Below are 15,989 nucleotides of genomic sequence, written 5' to 3' on the forward strand. Positions count from 1 at the left end.
GCCTCCTTGTGGGCGGTGGACGGGCGCAGCAGGATCGACCGCAGTTACCGAAGAGAACCACGACGGAGGGCTGCGCGCACATGATTCTGGTGACCGGGGCGAACGGGAACCTGGGCTCGGCCGTGCTGGCCTCGCTGAAGCAGCGCGGGGCGACCGCCACGGGGGGCAGTCGCACTCCGGGGGCGGGGATGCGGCGCCTCGACTTCGACGACCCCGCGGGCCTCGACCTCGTCGGGGTGGACACGCTGGTCCTGGTCTCCGCCGGGTACGCGGAGGACGACCGGGTCGTACGCAGGCACCGGGCCGTCCTGGACGCCGCGGTGCGCGACGGGGTGCGGCACGTCGTCTACACGAGCCTGACCGGTGCGGGCGACCACCTGGGCTTCGCGCTGGCCCACCGGGTGACCGAACGGCTGCTGCGGGCCAGCGGCCTGTCGTGGACCGTGCTGCGCAACGGGCTGTACGCCGAACTGTTCGGTGCGCTGCTGACGTGGTCCGTGGACGGGGCGCTGAACTCGCCCTTCGGGGACGGTGCGTTGGCCGCGGTCGTCCGCGGGGACCTCGCGGAGGCGGCGGCGGTCGTCGCGGCGGCGCCCGGGTCGCACGGGGGGCGCACCTACGAGCTCGTCGGGGCGCCCGTTACCGCTGCGGATGTCGCCGCGCGGCTTGGGGTGCCCCTCCGGGACGTCGACCTGGAGGCGTACCGGGGTGGGCTCCTCTCCGCGGAGGGGTTGTTGCCGTTCCAGCCGCCGATGCTGGTGTCTTTGGCGACGGCCGTCCGGCACGGGTTCCTCGCGGGTACGGCGCCGGACCTCGCGTCCCTCCTCGGCCGCGCCCCGCACAGCCCCCTCCCCGCGGTGGTCGCGTGCGCTGTGCCTTCGCGCAGTTCCCCGCGCCCCTGATCAGGTCCGTGGTCCCCTGCGGGTGCGTGGTGGGTCACCCGCGCAGTTCCCCGCGCCCCTTCCGGTGCGTCCTGCTCGGCGTGCGCTGTCCCGCACGGGTCCGCTGTGGGATTGCGCAGTTCCCCGCGCCCCTGACGGGGCCCGTCCTGCTCGGGGTGCGCTGCGGGATTGCGCGACCGGTCCGCCGAGCAGAGCGCCCCGATAGGGGCGCGGGGAACTGCGCGAATCCGGGTCGCACGGCGCGGGACAGCGCACCCCGAGCGGGTCGCACCCGATCAGGGGCGCGGGGAACTGCGCAAAACCACCGCGCACCCGCACCGAGCAGCGCACCCCGAGCAGGACGCACCGGATCAGGGGCGCACCGAGCAGCGCACCCCGAGCGGGACGCACTGGAAGGGGTCGCGGGGAACTGCGCGGGACCAAGCCTCAGCGAGGCTCGGGAGGCCGCTGCCGAGGCATGTTGGGCCGCGCCCCAGCGGACGGATGCGCAAGAGCAACCCTCTGCACGGGGGCGTCCCCCCGGACGCCCCCACCCGCGGAACCCACCTGGAGCCCCAACGGCGCGGGCCCCCCACGAAACTCCACCATCCAGTCCGCGGTCTCGACCCGCACCAGCTCCAACACGTCGTCGGAGAACCGCCGCAACACCCCGAGGCACCGCTCGACCGCCTCCGAGGCGGTCCCCTCCGCCGGCCCGAGCACCTCCCGCACGCACTCGGACGCCCAGTCGAACTGGAGCACCTGGAGCCTGCGCTGCACCGCCTGCGCGGTGGCCACGTCCCGCATCCACCCGGAGGTCAGCCCGAAGAACCGGTCGCACCCGACGCACGCGACGGAGAGCAGCAGCGCCAGGTACCCCCACCGGGCGACCGGGCCCCCCGTCCCCGCGGGGTCGGCCAGCGGCAGCACCACGCCGATCAGCGCCAGCGCAGCCGCACCGCCCCGCAGCGCCCGCGCACCGCGCCGTTTCCACACCCGGTCCGCGAGGTACCACTCGGCCATGTCGAGCGCCCCGCGCTCCACCCACTGGTACAGCTCGTCGAGCCGGTCCGCGGGGTCGCCCCAGTCCCCGTGCGGAAGCCGCCGTCCCACCAGATCGCCCGGCCGCAGGCCCCTGCCCCCGCCGCGGTCGTCCGGGGTGTTCCCCTCGGACGTCCCCTCGGGCTGCATCTCCGGCTGGCTCACCCGGCACTCCCCTTGTTCCCTCGTCCGTCGCGGTCCCTGCCCGTGTGCGCGCGTTCCCGGGCCCACGCGTCCCGTGCTCGGGTGTCCGCGGGTCGCCCGCGTGTTCGTACCGGCCGTCGGCGGTGCCCGGCCGCCCTCGGACGTCACGTGTGCGCGAGGTGACCGTACGTGACGCGGGTGGGGTGTTCCGCGCACCCGGTCGGCCCCCTGCCTACCGCCCCAAGGGTGGTTTACGGGCACCTGTTCACGGGATACGCGCTTCGGGGAGCCGCCCGGTCGGATATGGGCGGGGCGGCCGTGTCACCCGAAAGAGTGCTGGGGCGAGTGGCCCCCGGAGCACGTAGGCTCGTGCCAGGCGGGCGAAACCGCCCGATCGTCGTACCGTCGTCCGCCGATGCACCAGGTGTCGGCAACAGGAGCTGATCGTGATTCCCGGTGGTGGCCAGCCCAACATGCAGCAGCTGCTCCAGCAGGCCCAGAAGATGCAGCAGGACCTCGCCCGGGCCCAGGAGGAACTGGGGCGGACCGAGGTCGAGGGCCAGGCGGGCGGCGGCCTCGTCCGGGCCACGGTGAACGGTTCCGGGGAGCTGCGCGGCCTCGTCATCGACCCCAAGGCCGTCGACCCGGACGACACGGAGACCCTCGCCGACCTGGTGGTCGCGGCGGTCCAGGCCGCGGGCGAGAACGCCCAGCGGCTCCAGCAGGAGAAGCTCGGCCCGTTGGCCCAGGGCCTCGGCGGCGGAGGCATCCCCGGCCTGCCCTTCTAGGACGCGAGGAGGCCGGGAGCTTCTGCGGCGGCCCGCGGACAACTACGGTGATGACCGGAGGAACGCGGGCCGCACCCGGCTCGTGTCCACCACCGAGCGCACGGCCCCGGACGGGGCCGGCACGTGGGAAAGGCTGATCCGTTGTACGAAGGCGTGGTCCAGGACCTCATCGACGAGTTGGGCAGGCTGCCCGGCGTCGGTCCCAAGAGCGCGCAGCGGATCGCCTTCCACATCCTCCAGGCGGAGCCGACGGACGTCCGTCGGCTGGCGCAGGCGCTGATGGAAGTGAAGGCGAAGGTTCGTTTCTGCTCCGTCTGCGGCAATGTGGCGCAGGAGGAGCAGTGCGGCATCTGCCGTGATCCCCGCCGGGACCTGTCCGTGATCTGCGTGGTCGAGGAACCCAAGGACGTCGTGGCGATCGAACGGACCCGGGAGTTCCGGGGCCGCTACCACGTACTGGGCGGCGCGATCAGCCCGATCGAGGGCGTCGGCCCCGACGACCTGCGCATCCGGGAGCTGCTGGCCCGCCTCGCGGACGGTTCGGTCACCGAGCTGATCCTGGCGACCGATCCCAACCTGGAGGGCGAGGCCACGGCCACGTACCTCGCGCGCATGATCAAACCCATGGGGCTACGGGTCACCCGGCTGGCGAGTGGCCTTCCCGTGGGCGGAGACCTGGAATATGCGGACGAGGTGACTCTGGGCCGCGCCTTTGAGGGGAGACGACTCCTAGATGTCTGATGTGACGTTGCACTCGACGACGCAGGACCCGGATGACTTCGCGGTCCAGATCTCCGACCAGATCGCGAGTTTCCTGGTCGCGGTCACCGAGGTCGCGAAGGGGGACGAGCCGGACTCAGCGGTGCCGTTCCTGCTCCTGGAGGTCTCCCAGTTGCTCCTGGCCGGGGGACGGCTCGGGGCGCACGAGGACATCGTCCCCGACGAGCGGTACGAGCCGGACCTCGGTCCGGAGCCGGACGTGGACGAGCTGCGGGAGCGGCTCGCGGTGCTGCTCGCGCCGATCGACGTCTACTCGGAGGTCTTCGACCCGTACGAGCCGCGCAAGGCGCCGGTGCCGTGCCGGATCTCCGACGACCTGGCGGACGTCATGGCGGACCTGCGGCACGGCATGGCCCACTACCGGGCGGGGCGCACCACCGAGGCGCTGTGGTGGTGGCAGTTCTCGTACTTCTCCAACTGGGGGTCGACGGCGTCCGGTGCGCTGCGGGCGCTCCAGTCGTTGGTGGCCCACGTGCGGCTGGGGCAGCCGCTCCAGGAGCTGGACGGGCTCGACACGGACCAGGACCTCGGTGACGAGGTGCTCGCCGAGGAGGCGGGGCGCGTCATGACGGAGGAGATCGCGCACCCGCTGGGGCTGCGCAGCCCCAGCTGAGCCGGTGCGGGCGGGGTCGGTGCGGGGTGTGAGGCGCCCCACTTTGCGCGTGCGGGGGGAGCCGGGTGGGCAGGTGACGTGCTGATCACCCTGTGGTCTCCGCGTCTCAGGATGCGATCCGACCGGGGTGATTCACCCCTGCTAGTTAAACTGTCCTGCACCCCCCAACTGACCGATCCGGTCGCCACCAGGCGGACCCACCGGACCGAGCGAGGAGCGTACGCAAGTGGGCCTTGTCGTGCAGAAGTACGGAGGTTCCTCCGTAGCCGATGCCGAAGGCATCAAGCGCGTCGCCAAGCGGATCGTCGAGGCCAAGCAGAGCGGCAACCAGGTGGTTGTCGTGGTCTCCGCGATGGGCGACACGACGGACGAGCTGATCGATCTCGCGGAGCAGGTGTCGCCGATGCCCGCCGGGCGCGAGTTCGACATGCTGCTGACCGCCGGGGAGCGCATCTCCATGGCGCTCCTGGCGATGGCGATCAAGAACCTGGGTCACGAGGCCCAGTCGTTCACCGGGAGCCAGGCCGGCGTCATCACCGACTCCGTCCACAACAAGGCCCGCATCATCGACGTCACCCCGGGCCGCATCCGGACGGCGCTGGACGAGGGCAACATCGCCATCGTCGCCGGTTTCCAGGGCGTCTCGGCGGACAAGAAGGACATCACCACGCTCGGTCGGGGCGGTTCGGACACCACGGCCGTGGCGCTCGCCGCGGCCCTGGAGGCCGAGGTCTGCGAGATCTACACGGACGTGGACGGTGTCTTCACCGCCGACCCGCGCGTCGTGAAGAAGGCCCGCAAGATCGACTCGATCTCCTTCGAGGACATGCTGGAGCTGGCCAGCTCGGGCTCGAAGGTGCTGCTCCACCGCTGTGTGGAGTACGCCCGCCGTTACAACATCCCGATCCACGTCCGTTCGTCCTTCTCCGGACTCCAAGGCACCTGGGTCAGCAACAACGAACCACACCCTGGCAAGGGGGAGCGCAACGTGGAGCAGGCCATCATCTCCGGTGTCGCCCATGACACCTCAGAGGCGAAGATCACCGTCGTCGGGGTGCCCGACAAGCCGGGCGAGGCGGCTGCGATCTTCCGTGCCGTCGCCGACGCCGAGATCAACATCGACATGATCGTGCAGAACGTGTCGGCCGCGTCCACCGGTCTGACGGACATCTCCTTCACCCTCCCGATGGCGGAGGGCCGCAAGGCGATCGACGCGCTGGAGTCCACCAAGGCCGGCGTCGGCTTCGACTCCCTGCGCTACGACGACCAGGTCGCGAAGATCTCCCTGGTCGGCGCCGGGATGAAGACCAACCCGGGGGTCACGGCCGCGTTCTTCGAGGCGCTGAGCGACGCCGGAGTGAACATCGAGCTGATCTCGACCTCCGAGATCCGCATCTCGGTGGTCACCCGCGCCGATGACGTCAAGGAGGCCGTCCGGGCCGTGCACACCGCCTTCGGTCTCGACTCCGACTCGGACGAAGCGGTCGTCTACGGGGGCACCGGGCGATGACCGGCCGTCCGACGCTCGCGGTCGTGGGGGCGACCGGGATCGTCGGCTCGGTCATGCTCCAGATCCTGTCCCAACACGCGGACGTCTGGGGCGAGATCCGTCTGCTCGCCTCACCGCGCTCGGCCGGCCGCAAGCTGGCCGTGCGCGGCGAGGAGGTCGAGGTGCTGGCGCTCACCGAGGAGGCCCTCGACGGGGTGGACGTCGCGGTGTTCGACGTGCCCGACGAGGTCGCCGCCCGCTGGGCGCCGATCGCCGCCGCCAAGGGCGCGGTGGTCGTCGACAACTCGGCGGCCTTCCGCATGGACCCGGACGTCCCGCTGGTCGTCCCCGAGGTCAACCCGCACGCCGTGCGGGTCCGTCCGCGCGGCATCGTGGCCACCCCCAACTGCACCACCCTGTCGATGATCGTCGCGATCGGTGCGCTGCACGCCGAGTTCGGCCTGCGCGAGCTGATCGTCTCCGCCTACCAGGCGGCCAGCGGTGCGGGCCGCGCGGGCGTCGAGACGCTGCGCGAGCAGATCGCCCTGGTCGCCGGCACCGAACTGGGCACGGCACCCGGCGACGTCCGCCGCGCGGTCGGGGAGCGCACCGGACCGTTCCCCGAGCCGGTCGCCCTGAACGTCGTCCCGTGGGCGGGTTCGCTGCGGGACGGGGGCTGGTCCTCGGAGGAGATGAAGGTGCGGGAGGAGTCCCGCAAGATCCTCGACCTGCCGCAGCTCAAGGTCACCGCGACCTGCGTACGGGTTCCGGTGGTCACCACGCACGCCCTGACGGTGCACGCCCGCTTCGAGGACGAGGTCACCGTGGACCGGGCCCGGGAGATCCTGGCGACCGCGCCGGGCGTGGTCCTTTTCGACGACCCCGGGGCCGGCGAGTTCCCGACGCCCGTCGACGTCGTCGGCACGGACCCCACCTGGGTGGGACGCGTCCGCCGCAACCTCGACGACCCGGCCGCCCTGGAGCTCTTCGTCTGCGGGGACAACCTGCGCAAGGGTGCCGCGCTCAACACCGTCCAGATCGCCGAACTCGTCGCGGCCGGCCTGACCTGACACCGGGTCGCTCCCCCCGCTGCGCGGCCCCGGGCGATCCCACGCGGAGCCCAAAACCATCCAAGGCACGACCGGTCAGAAAAAATCACACCTGTTCAAGCCCGATTTCATTTGTAGGATCACCGTAAGTCTCACAGGACCACCACGGCTCACCGGATCTCCTCCCCCGCGGCGCGCAACCAAGCGCACCGCGGTCCGCGTCTTCGCGCGTACGCCCTCGGGGGCGTCAGGGCCTACCAGGTGGGCGCGGGGGGCGCGGACAAATCGGGGTCAAGGGAAGAGCTGGTACGCATGTGGGCAGATGACGCCATGTCAGACGGAGTGCCCGGAAACAATCCGAGGCCCGGTGCGTACAACCCTCACCCGGGGGAGCGTGTCCAACTGGCGTGGCAGAGGTACTCGATTTCACAGCGGTCCAGGTTCGCGGCAGTGTCCTGCGGCCGTCCCGGCGCCCCCGCGCGGTCGCCGCGCCCGGCGGCATGCCGGTGATCGCGCCCGTGCCCGCGACCCGTCCCACGCCGGTGTCCTCCCCGCGCCAAGGCGCCGAGGACGTACCCGCGGAGGGCACGACCGTTGACCACCTCACCGAGACCTACCGCGCGCACTACCGCTCGCTGCTCGGCCTCGCCGCCCTGCTCCTCGACGACACCGCCTCCTGCGAGGACGTCGTCCAGGAGGCCTTCATCCGCGTGCACTCCGCACGCAAGCGCGTCCGCGACCCGGAGAAGACCCTCGCGTACCTGCGCCAGACGGTTGTGAACCTCTCCCGCTCCGCGCTGCGCCGCCGCATACTCGGCCTGAAGCTGCTCTCGAAGCCGATGCCGGACATGGCGAGCGCGGAGGAGGGCGCGTACGACCTGCTGGAGCGCGACGCCCTGATCCAGGCGATGAAGGGCCTCCAGCGCCGTCAGCGCGAGGTCCTCGTCCTGCGGTACTTCGCGGACATGACCGAGGTCCAGGTCGCCGAGACGCTCGGTGTCTCCCTCGGTTCGGTGAAGGCGTACGGGTCCCGGGGGATAGCCGCCCTACGGGTCGCCATGGGGGCCAAGAAGTGAGCGGCGAACGCCGGGGCCACGACGGCCCGCCCGCCGAGTCGTCGCGCGCCGACCGGCCGGACGACGTGAACGGCGGCGGCGGTCGGGCCCGGAACGAGAACGAGCGAGACGCTGGGAACGCAACTGTGAACGACAGCCCCTCCACCGGGCCCGACGACGGCTCGTCGACTCCGGACCGGGCGGCCGGCACCGGCGGTCCGGACACCGGCTGTACGGACGGCGCATCCGAGGCCCCGCGCCCCGGAGCCACCGACACCACCGACCGCGCCGACACCACCGGCAGCACTGACAGCACCAGCCGCACGGACCTCATGGACCTCACGCACCGCCCCGGCGACGCCGGCAGCGGCAGCGACGAGTTCGACCTGCGGGCGCTGCTGCACGGGAGCGTCGGGGACCTGGAGCCCACCGACGGCAGCCTGGACCGCCTGCGCCGCGCCGTCCCGGCCCGCCGCGCCCGCAAGCGGCAGGCCGTCGTCGGGGTCGCCGCGGCGGCCGTCCTGATCGGCACGGCGGTCCCCGCACTCGTCCACGTGGCGAACTCGCCGAACTCCACGGACACCACCGTGTCGCACGTCGGACACGGCCAGCAGACCCGCGGCAGCGACGGCGTCGAGTCGGAGAAGAAGACGAGCACCCCGTCCCGGTCGGGCAGCCGGGAGCCGTCCGGCAAGCCGAGCCGTACCGAGAAGGGCGAGCGCAAGGGCGGCCCGGGCGAGCCGGTCCAGGGCGCGACCACCGGCGGGGCCACCACCGGCGGCGGCCCCGGCGGCGCGACCAGCGGCGGCGACCCCACCGGTTCCGGCCCGGGCACCGACCCCGGTACCGGTTCCGACAACGCCTCCTCGCCCAGCTGCGGTCCCACCGACCTGGGCTCGGCCGGCGCCAACGTCGGAGCCCCGGGCCCCGACGGGTCCGTCTACGGGTCCTTCCGGGTGGCCAACGTCTCCGCCGGCAACTGCACGGTCGACGGCGGCGGCAGCGTCGTCGTCGCCGCCCAGGGCGCGGCCGACTCGACGCAGGTCGGCTCGCTCACCCACACCTCCGGGGACGCCGCGACGGGCCTGCCGGCGCCGTCCTCCGAACCGGCGCAGCTGATCCTGAAGCCGGGCATGGCCTACGAGGTGCGCTTCGCCTGGGTGCCGTCCGCGTCCTGCCCCACCGAGGGCGGCGGCAGCACCGGCGGCCCGTCCCCCGACCCGTCGACCTCCTCGGGAACCACGTCCGGGGCCGGTGGCGGCGGGGAGTCGGAGACGGGCGGCGGCGCCGCGCCGCAGCTCGGCGGCCAGGAGGGCGTTCCGGTGGAGGGCAGTGTCGCGGTCTCCCACACGGCGGAGCCCGGCGCCCCCTCGGCCTCGACGACGATCCCCGACGCCTGCGCGGGAACGGTGTACTACACGGGAGCCCTGCCCGCCTCCTGAACCGCACCCGCTTCCGGTACGGAGTCCGGGGCGGTGAGCCCGAGGGCCACGTCCCGGGCCGCCTCGGTCTCCCGGCGCAGCAGCCGGAACCACATGAAGACCACGAACCCGGCGAAGACGAACCACTCGCCGGTGTACCCGAGGTTCTGGAACGCCTTCAGGTCGAGTCCGGTGTTCTGGGGGGCCGTCGCGGGCACGGCGGTCATCCCGGAGTCGGCCGGATCGAGGGTCACCCAGGCGTTCTGGACCTCGTACGGGACGAGGTTCACCAGCGTCGCCGCGCTGATCATCCCGACCTGCCCTGCCGGCAGTCCGCCCGCGGTGCGGGCCCCGTCGCTGCCCGGGCTCTCGGACGCCTGGAGCGCCCCGGTGACGGTCACCTCGCCGTCCGGCAGGGCGGGCACCTTCGAGGGCTCCGGCTCGCCGGGCAGCCAGCCGCGGACCACCGGGAGCGCGGGTCCTTCGCCGGCGCGCAGCAGCCCCAGCACGTAGTGGCCGCTCGTCCCGTCCAGCTTGCGTTCCGGGACGAGGAACTGTTCGACGTACCGGCCGGTCGTGCTCGCGCGCGCCCCGGACGTCTCCTTGGTGACGGGGAGCAGCTCGGCGAGCGGGCGGGCCGCGGCGCGGGACTCGGAGTCGGAGCGTTCGCTCGCCGTCCGGTGGTCCTCGACCCGGTCCTCGAACCTGCCCAGCTGCCAGGAGCCCATGAACAGGCAGAACGGGATCGCCAGCACGACGAAGAGGTTGATCCCCCACCAGCGCGGAGTCAGCAGAAACCGGTACACCCGTCCCACGGTACGGGGGCCCGGCGCCCGCCCCCGCACAGGGGTCGCCCCCGGGGCGCCGGCCCGTGCGTCCGGCGCCCCCCAGAGGGCCTACGGGCGCAGGTGGGCCCGGGCGAAGTCCAGTTCGAGACCGACCTGCTTGACGCGTTCGTCGACGACGAGGGACCCGTGGCCGGCGTCGTAGCGGTAGACCTCGTGGACCGCGTCGCGGGCCCGCAGCCGGTCGACGTAGTTGTCGACCTGCCGGATCGGGCACCGCGGGTCGTTGACGCCGGCGGACACGTACACCGGGGCCTTCACCGCGTCGACGTAGGTGAGCGGGGAGGAGGCGGCGAACCGCTCCGGCACCTCTTCGGGGGTGCCGCCCAGCAGGGTCCGGTCCATGGCCTTCAGCGCCTCCATCTCGTCGTGGTAGGCGGTGACGTAGTCCGCGACGGGCACCGCGGCGATCCCCACCGACCAGGCGTCGGGCTGGGTGCCGAGTCCGAGCAGGGTGAGGTAGCCGCCCCAGGAGCCGCCGGTGAGGACGAGCCGGTCGGGGTCCGCGAGCCCGGAGGCCACGGCCCACTCGCGGACCGCGGCGACGTCCTCCAGCTCGATCAGTCCGACCCGGTGCTTCAGGGCGTCCGTCCACTCCCGTCCGTAACCGGTGGAACCCCGGTAGTTGACCCGGACCACCGCGTACCCGTGGTCGACCCAGGCGGCCGGCGCCGCGGCGAAGGCGTCGCTGTCGTGCCAGGTCGGGCCGCCGTGGATGTCGAAGACGGTGGGCAGCGGGCCGGTGGCCCCCGCCGGCTTCTGCACCAGGGCGTGGATGCGTCCGCCGGGCCCCTCCACCCACACGTCCTCGACCGGTACGGAGGCCGGGGCCCGCAGGCCCGGCGGGTCGAGGACCACCGCACCGGACGTGGAGCGCACGGCCTGCGGTTCGGCGGCCGACGACCACAGGTACTCGACGCTCCCGTCCGGCCGGGCGGTGGCCCCGGAGACCGTGCCGCGCGGGGTCGCGATGCGCTCCAGGGCGCCGGTGCCCAGGTCGTAGCGCCACAGGTCGCTGCGGGCCTCGAAGCCGTGCACGACGAGCAGCGCGGACCCGTCCGGGTACCACTCGGCGGACACGTCACCGGGCAGGTCGAGCGACAGGTCGTGCTCCCGGCCGGTGGCCACGTCCCACACCATCGGCTCCCAGCGGCCCCGCCGCTGGTGGCCCACGAGCAGTCGGGTGTCCCCGGTGACGGGCGCGAACCCGAGCACTTCGAGGCCCAGCTCCTCGGTGCCGCCCGCGGTGTCGTCCAGTTCGGCGACGGTGGTGCCGTCCGGCCGGATCACCCGCAGCGCCGCGTGCATGGCGTCACCGTGTTCGGTGTGCTCGACGGCGATCAGCGTCCCGTCGTACGAGAGGTCCCCGACCCCCGCGGACTGGCGGTGCCGGTACACCTCGACCGGGGTGCCGTCCGCGCCCACCACGTGGATCGTGGAGCCGTCGTCGTCGGTGGAGCGGCCCACGACGACCGGCCCGCCGGCCCGCCCGATCGCGAGGCCCGCCGGGTAGGAGGCGTCGAGTCCGGGGACCGCGGGGGCGTCGGGCCCGGTGTGCCCCTCGGGGTGTCCGGCGAACGGCTGCCGCCGCCAGATCCCGAACTCGTCCCCGTCCTTGTCGTCGAACCACCAGATCCACTCGCCGTCGGGCGACAGCGCCCCGTCGGTCGTCCCGTTGGCCCGCTCGGTGACCTTGCGCTGCGACCCGGAGTCCCGGTCCCAGGCGTACAGCTCGAACGTCCCGGTGGCGTTCGAGGCGAACAGTGACCGCTGCGGAGCATCCTCGGCCCACTCGGGCAGCGAAACCCGGGCCGCCCGGAACCGCTTCTCCCAGTCGGGCATCGAAACGCCCACGTCCATGGCCCTGCCGCTCTCACTCATGCCCCCATCCAACCCGATCGCGCTCCGGACGGGTTCGGGGAGCGCCTTTCCCCGGGCGCGCGACGGCCCGGGAACCGGCGCCGGCCGGAACCGGGTTGCGTAGGATATGGCCCACGGGTACGACCAGTTGGTGTCACTCACGGGCGGGGGCCGCGATGGGGGAAGCTGGGGGAACTCGCCTCGACCGGGCCGTGGCCGAGGACGCGGTCCGTATTCGTGAGGTGCTGCACCTTCTGGGGCAGGCCGTCCGGATGAGCCGGGACGGGTTCACGGAGCAGGAACTCGATGTCCTGGATCGCCTGCGCGCCATTCGGGTGGACATCGGCAGCGAGGTCGACAGACTGTCGACCCCCGTGGTGCCCGACCCGTCCTTGAGGCCGCGCAGCGGTCTCGATTCCCTCTGAGTACTCCGTCGAAGAGTTGAGGACCACGCGATGCCGTCAGCTGCCGGGGACGACCGCATAACAGTAAGGCTGGCCGATCTTCAGCGACTCGCGGGCGAGCTGGAGGACATCATCGGCAAACTCAACGAGAGGCTCGACGAACTGCACGACCGGGTGGTGCCGGTGGTCCTCTCGTGGGACGGGGAGGCCCGGGAGGTCCCTCACCGGCAACAACTACGCGGCGGCGGACGCGGCCACCGACCCCTCGCCGGCCGCGCAGCCCTCGTCCAGGCCCGCTCCTGCGGTGTTGGAGAAGACACCCTCGTACGGGCCGGTGACCGAGTTCACCTGGGGTGACATCGATGACGGGCAGAGCTTTGTGTAGCTGGCCCTGGAAGGGGTCGAAGCCGTCGCCCTGGCGATCATGCGCCCCCTTCTCGAAGATGCGTGCAGATGGGGCAAGGCCGCCGGAATTCTTCCTCTCCCCAACCATCTGAGGCTGGAATCGATATCCGAGACATGGCGTATGCCGCAGCTTTCGCTGGCCACGGCCGACGGCAGTGTGACGGGGCTGCTGGGCGGCATCACGGATCAGAGCAACAGTGAATGGTACGCGGCGATGCGCAACTTCCTGCGCACCCTGTGGGGCACATCGGCCTGGGGTCAGTCGCGCGACGGTTACAACTGGTCGCACGGTCCCGGAGCGGGGGCCGGAGCCAACCATCCCGTCTTCGCCGTCCTGTTCGACACCTGCGAAGTGATGGTTGACGCGATCTACTTCTTCGCCAGGGCCGCCGCTGATGTGAGGGAAGACCTGCATCGGATCTACCGCAGAGCGGTCATCGACACCTTGCCTCAGATCAACCTGCGCGACGGTGTGGATCTGGGGGATCTGAAGAACCTGGGCAAGGGGCTGCTCGACCTGGGGAAAGGGGTCGTGACCGACCTGTCCGCCGGAATCGTTCTGAACATCGACGAAGCGGCCATGAACAATGCCGTCGAGGAATACAACAAGAGGGTCGAGCGCCAGGCGCGGCGGCTCGACACGCTCATGCCGGCGTTGAACGAGGCGTACGACAGCGCCCCCACGTTCCAGGCGGAATCGGCGCGGGCGGAAGTCTTCGGAGCCCGTGCGCTGACGGAGTTCAAGGGGAATCCTCTCTACACCGTCCCAGGCGACAGCGAGGCGAATCACAGATATCCGCTCGATCTGGCGAACCAGGAGGGAGTGCACGGGAGCCACGTGGTCGACAAGCACGTGGGGAAAACCGATATGCAACTCGCTCAGCGGCTCCGCGACCAGCCGACGATCGACGCGGCATCGAGCTTCACGAACATGCCGACGGCCCAGAAGGTCACCCAGGACGTGGTGGACCATGTGGGGCCGCCACGCAGTTCCGGGCTCCCGAACTCAGGTGTGGACAACCCCAGGAAGATCCAGAACTGGCTGTCCCGTCCTCGTGGCGACAACTCCATCCTGAGGCTGGACACGGTGCAGTTCCAGCAGGTCACAGGCAGGAGTCTGGAGGGGTCCTCCCCTCAGGCGGGGAACGCGAAGGACGCCCACAGCGCCACGGTCGTCCTGAAGTACAAGAACGGATTGGTTCCCCCCTACGTTGTCTACACGTCCATGCCCACGCTCCCCTGAGCAGGCCGCTACGCACACGCAGGAATCCGCATGAGCAAGAACCTCGATCCGCCCGGTCGCGCGAAGGACCTGCCCGACTGCGCGAAGGTCTACCTCGACCCGCGGCAGACCTTCGCGGCACTCCGTCCACTTCAGGGAGCGGACTGGTGCACGACCGTGGCCCGGGCCGTCGGCGGCGTCCCCGCGCTGGCCTCGGTGGACACGGCGGAGCTGCGGGACGCCCTGGGGGAGGTCTCCCGCGCCGGGGCGCGCGAGCTGGCCCGGGTGATCTCGGCCGGTTCGCTGCTGCACGGGGCGAAGTCCCCCTGGACGTCCGCCGATCCGGGCAGGGACGACTGCATGGACGCCCTGCTCCGTGCCGTGGGGAGCGACGCCCGGTACTTCACCAACCACGGCGCCGCGGAGGAGGAGGAAGAGCAGCGGAACTTCCTCGCTTCCTCCTTCCACGTCAACTCCCTGTCCACGGCGACCCTGGATCTCTGTCTCCTCGCCGTCTCCCCTGCGGCCGTGCTCGTTCTCTGGCGCTTCGAGGACGACTAGAGAGGGCCGGCAGTGACCCGCACCCCGCCCGCCGGCCCCGTCGACCCTTGTGAGGAACTCCGTCGTGACAGCAGTACGTCCGGCCAGGAACAGGGCAGCCACCTACCCCGATCGTGAAACCGCGCAATGGGCGACCCAGCAGGTGGTTTCCGCCAATGAGCAGGAGATCCACCGGTGGCTCGCGCGGTCGTCGCGCGCCCGGCTGACGCTGATCGCCTCTTGGCCGTCCAGGCCCGATCCGGTGGGGAGGGTCATGCTCCAGGGGATGGCCCTCGCGGGCCGCGGCGCGGTGGACACCCACGCGGCACGCGTCATCCTGAGGCGCGACGAATCCAGCCCGCACGGATTCGTCGTCCACGCCACGTTTCCCTTCTTCCTCTAAGGCTGGTTCCGCGATGCCCATGGCACCCAGGGAGTTCGACCGCCGCTACGGCGAGCTGGACCAGGTCATCCGGGCGTACACGGGACAACCGGCCGACGACACCCCCGAGCGGCGCAGTGCCGCCCTGACCGCCTACCTGCGGCACACCTGGCGGTACCGTCCGTGGGCCCTGGCGACCGCCGAGACGCAGGTGCGGGAGTACGCCCGGAACCCGCCCGGCACCCTGCGCATCAGGCTCGGCGAGTTCTACGGCATGCCGGACGTCCGGGTGCCCGGCGACGACGTCCGGGCCTGGCTCCTGGTGATCGCCGACCACATCGGCCGCAGCCTGGAGCAGGGGGACGCGCCCCGGCCGGAGTCACCGGTGACCTACTGGGAGTGGCACGCCCGCTTCCCCGAGCTCGCCCAGTTCCTGGGCGGCTGGTTCTCCCAGGACATGCCCGACGAGTTCGAGGACCACACCGCGGCGATCCTCGACTATCTGGACTCGACGGACCCGCAGCTCGTCGCGGGGCTGGTCGGTGAGGTGCACGAGTTGCTGGCGCTGCCCCTGGACGACCCCGACGGTTCGGTGGCACTCGCGTACCTGGGTATGGAGGTGGACCCGCCCGCGCCCCACGGTCCCCGCGGCTGGCTGCGCGTCACCGCGGACGCCCTGGCGTCCGGCACGGGCCGCTGAACGCGGGCCCCGAGGTCAGCGGCCCGGGGCCGGCAGCCGGACCACCGCCGTGCCGTTGTCCAGGTCGACCCGGGTGCGGTTCGGCGGGGCGCCGTCCTCCTCGTCGTCGCGCAGCACCAGGGAGGAGGCCCGCTCCTTCAGCTCGTGCTGCTTGCCCGGCGACAGCGCGCCGTGGAGCTGCTCGAACCCGGTCGCCGAGACCTGGCCCGCCCGGCCCGGACCCCGCCAGGGCAGGAAGCCGGCCCGCCCGGCGTGCAGCAGGACCTGGTCCACGATCGCGATCGCGGTCAGCAGCACGACGAGCCCCGGCAAGGTCGCGAAGAAGACGAACTCCATTCCCTCAGTGTGCACGAACATCCGTGTGGAGCGC

Annotated in this window: 18 protein-coding genes; 14 read left to right on the top strand and 4 right to left on the bottom strand. The window is 71.9% G+C overall.

Annotated elements, in window-relative coordinates; all coding sequences use genetic code 11:
• Positions 1-80: 80 nt before the first annotated feature.
• Positions 81-902 carry an NAD(P)H-binding protein gene (locus ACFWIA_RS13375; protein WP_387003463.1) on the top strand — a complete coding sequence of 274 codons (822 nt, stop codon included), beginning with the start codon at positions 81-83 and terminating at the stop codon, positions 900-902.
• Between the two features lie 426 nt (positions 903-1,328).
• Here ACFWIA_RS13375 and ACFWIA_RS13380 read toward each other — a convergent pair whose 3' ends face one another.
• On the bottom strand, positions 1,329-2,087 hold the full coding sequence (locus ACFWIA_RS13380; protein ID WP_387003466.1) for an SLATT domain-containing protein: 759 nt from the start codon (positions 2,085-2,087) through the stop codon (positions 1,329-1,331).
• Between the two features lie 425 nt (positions 2,088-2,512).
• On the opposite strand from ACFWIA_RS13380, the gene ACFWIA_RS13385 reads away from it, so the two are divergent.
• From ACFWIA_RS13385 to ACFWIA_RS13415, 7 genes are all read left to right on the top strand, one after another.
• Entirely contained in the window at positions 2,513-2,854 is a 342-nt protein-coding gene (locus ACFWIA_RS13385; RefSeq protein WP_385484683.1) for a YbaB/EbfC family nucleoid-associated protein, read from the top strand.
• A 141-nt stretch (positions 2,855-2,995) separates the two neighbouring features.
• Positions 2,996-3,595 carry a recombination mediator RecR gene (gene recR / locus ACFWIA_RS13390; protein ID WP_385485175.1) on the top strand — a complete coding sequence of 200 codons (600 nt, stop codon included), beginning with the start codon at positions 2,996-2,998 and terminating at the stop codon, positions 3,593-3,595.
• Positions 3,588-4,247 carry a DUF5063 domain-containing protein gene (locus ACFWIA_RS13395; RefSeq protein ID WP_387003469.1) on the top strand — a complete coding sequence of 220 codons (660 nt, stop codon included), beginning with the start codon at positions 3,588-3,590 and terminating at the stop codon, positions 4,245-4,247. The genes recR and ACFWIA_RS13395 overlap by 8 nt, the downstream gene beginning before the upstream one ends.
• Positions 4,248-4,473: 226 nt before the next feature.
• Positions 4,474-5,757: an aspartate kinase gene (locus ACFWIA_RS13400; RefSeq protein WP_385484678.1), complete on the top strand. Its 1,284-nt coding sequence runs from the start codon at positions 4,474-4,476 to the stop codon at positions 5,755-5,757.
• Positions 5,754-6,806, top strand: a complete 1,053-nt coding sequence (locus tag ACFWIA_RS13405; protein WP_387003473.1) for an aspartate-semialdehyde dehydrogenase — start codon at positions 5,754-5,756, stop codon at positions 6,804-6,806. The genes ACFWIA_RS13400 and ACFWIA_RS13405 overlap by 4 nt, the downstream gene beginning before the upstream one ends.
• A gap of 386 nt (positions 6,807-7,192) precedes the next feature.
• Complete coding sequence (locus ACFWIA_RS13410; RefSeq protein WP_387003475.1) at positions 7,193-7,861, top strand: SigE family RNA polymerase sigma factor; 669 nt, start codon at positions 7,193-7,195, stop codon at positions 7,859-7,861.
• 125 nt (positions 7,862-7,986) lie between these two features.
• Positions 7,987-9,282 (top strand): hypothetical protein, encoded by a 1,296-nt coding sequence (locus ACFWIA_RS13415; RefSeq protein WP_387003478.1) that lies wholly within the window; start codon positions 7,987-7,989, stop codon positions 9,280-9,282.
• Here the strand turns inward: ACFWIA_RS13415 and ACFWIA_RS13420 are convergent.
• Together ACFWIA_RS13420 and ACFWIA_RS13425 are read right to left on the bottom strand one after the other, a co-directional pair.
• Positions 9,255-10,067: an SURF1 family protein gene (locus tag ACFWIA_RS13420; RefSeq protein WP_387003480.1), complete on the bottom strand. Its 813-nt coding sequence runs from the start codon at positions 10,065-10,067 to the stop codon at positions 9,255-9,257. The two genes, ACFWIA_RS13415 and ACFWIA_RS13420, sit on opposite strands and share 28 nt — an antisense overlap.
• Positions 10,068-10,157: 90 nt before the next feature.
• Positions 10,158-11,987, bottom strand: a complete 1,830-nt coding sequence (locus ACFWIA_RS13425; RefSeq protein WP_387003483.1) for a S9 family peptidase — start codon at positions 11,985-11,987, stop codon at positions 10,158-10,160.
• A 155-nt stretch (positions 11,988-12,142) separates the two neighbouring features.
• On the opposite strand from ACFWIA_RS13425, the gene ACFWIA_RS13430 reads away from it, so the two are divergent.
• The 6 genes from ACFWIA_RS13430 to ACFWIA_RS13455 all read left to right on the top strand — a co-directional run bounded on the left by ACFWIA_RS13430 (position 12,143) and on the right by ACFWIA_RS13455 (position 15,619).
• Positions 12,143-12,391 (top strand): hypothetical protein, encoded by a 249-nt coding sequence (locus tag ACFWIA_RS13430; RefSeq protein ID WP_387003486.1) that lies wholly within the window; start codon positions 12,143-12,145, stop codon positions 12,389-12,391.
• Between the two features lie 30 nt (positions 12,392-12,421).
• Entirely contained in the window at positions 12,422-12,727 is a 306-nt protein-coding gene (locus tag ACFWIA_RS13435; protein WP_387003487.1) for a WXG100 family type VII secretion target, read from the top strand.
• A gap of 169 nt (positions 12,728-12,896) precedes the next feature.
• Positions 12,897-14,018 (top strand): RNase A-like domain-containing protein, encoded by a 1,122-nt coding sequence (locus tag ACFWIA_RS13440; RefSeq protein WP_387003490.1) that lies wholly within the window; start codon positions 12,897-12,899, stop codon positions 14,016-14,018.
• Between the two features lie 30 nt (positions 14,019-14,048).
• Positions 14,049-14,558 (top strand): hypothetical protein, encoded by a 510-nt coding sequence (locus ACFWIA_RS13445; protein ID WP_387003492.1) that lies wholly within the window; start codon positions 14,049-14,051, stop codon positions 14,556-14,558.
• A 64-nt stretch (positions 14,559-14,622) separates the two neighbouring features.
• Positions 14,623-14,940: an RNase A-like domain-containing protein gene (locus ACFWIA_RS13450; protein ID WP_387003495.1), complete on the top strand. Its 318-nt coding sequence runs from the start codon at positions 14,623-14,625 to the stop codon at positions 14,938-14,940.
• A 13-nt stretch (positions 14,941-14,953) separates the two neighbouring features.
• Positions 14,954-15,619: a contact-dependent growth inhibition system immunity protein gene (locus ACFWIA_RS13455; protein WP_387003497.1), complete on the top strand. Its 666-nt coding sequence runs from the start codon at positions 14,954-14,956 to the stop codon at positions 15,617-15,619.
• Positions 15,620-15,634: 15 nt separating this feature from the next.
• On the opposite strand, the gene ACFWIA_RS13460 is transcribed toward ACFWIA_RS13455, so the two are convergent.
• Entirely contained in the window at positions 15,635-15,955 is a 321-nt protein-coding gene (locus ACFWIA_RS13460) for a DUF6191 domain-containing protein (protein ID WP_387003500.1), read from the bottom strand.
• Positions 15,956-15,989: the final 34 nt, after the last annotated feature.

The organism is Streptomyces sp. NPDC127068 (assembly GCF_042724695.1).
GTDB lineage: Bacteria > Actinomycetota > Actinomycetes > Streptomycetales > Streptomycetaceae > Streptomyces.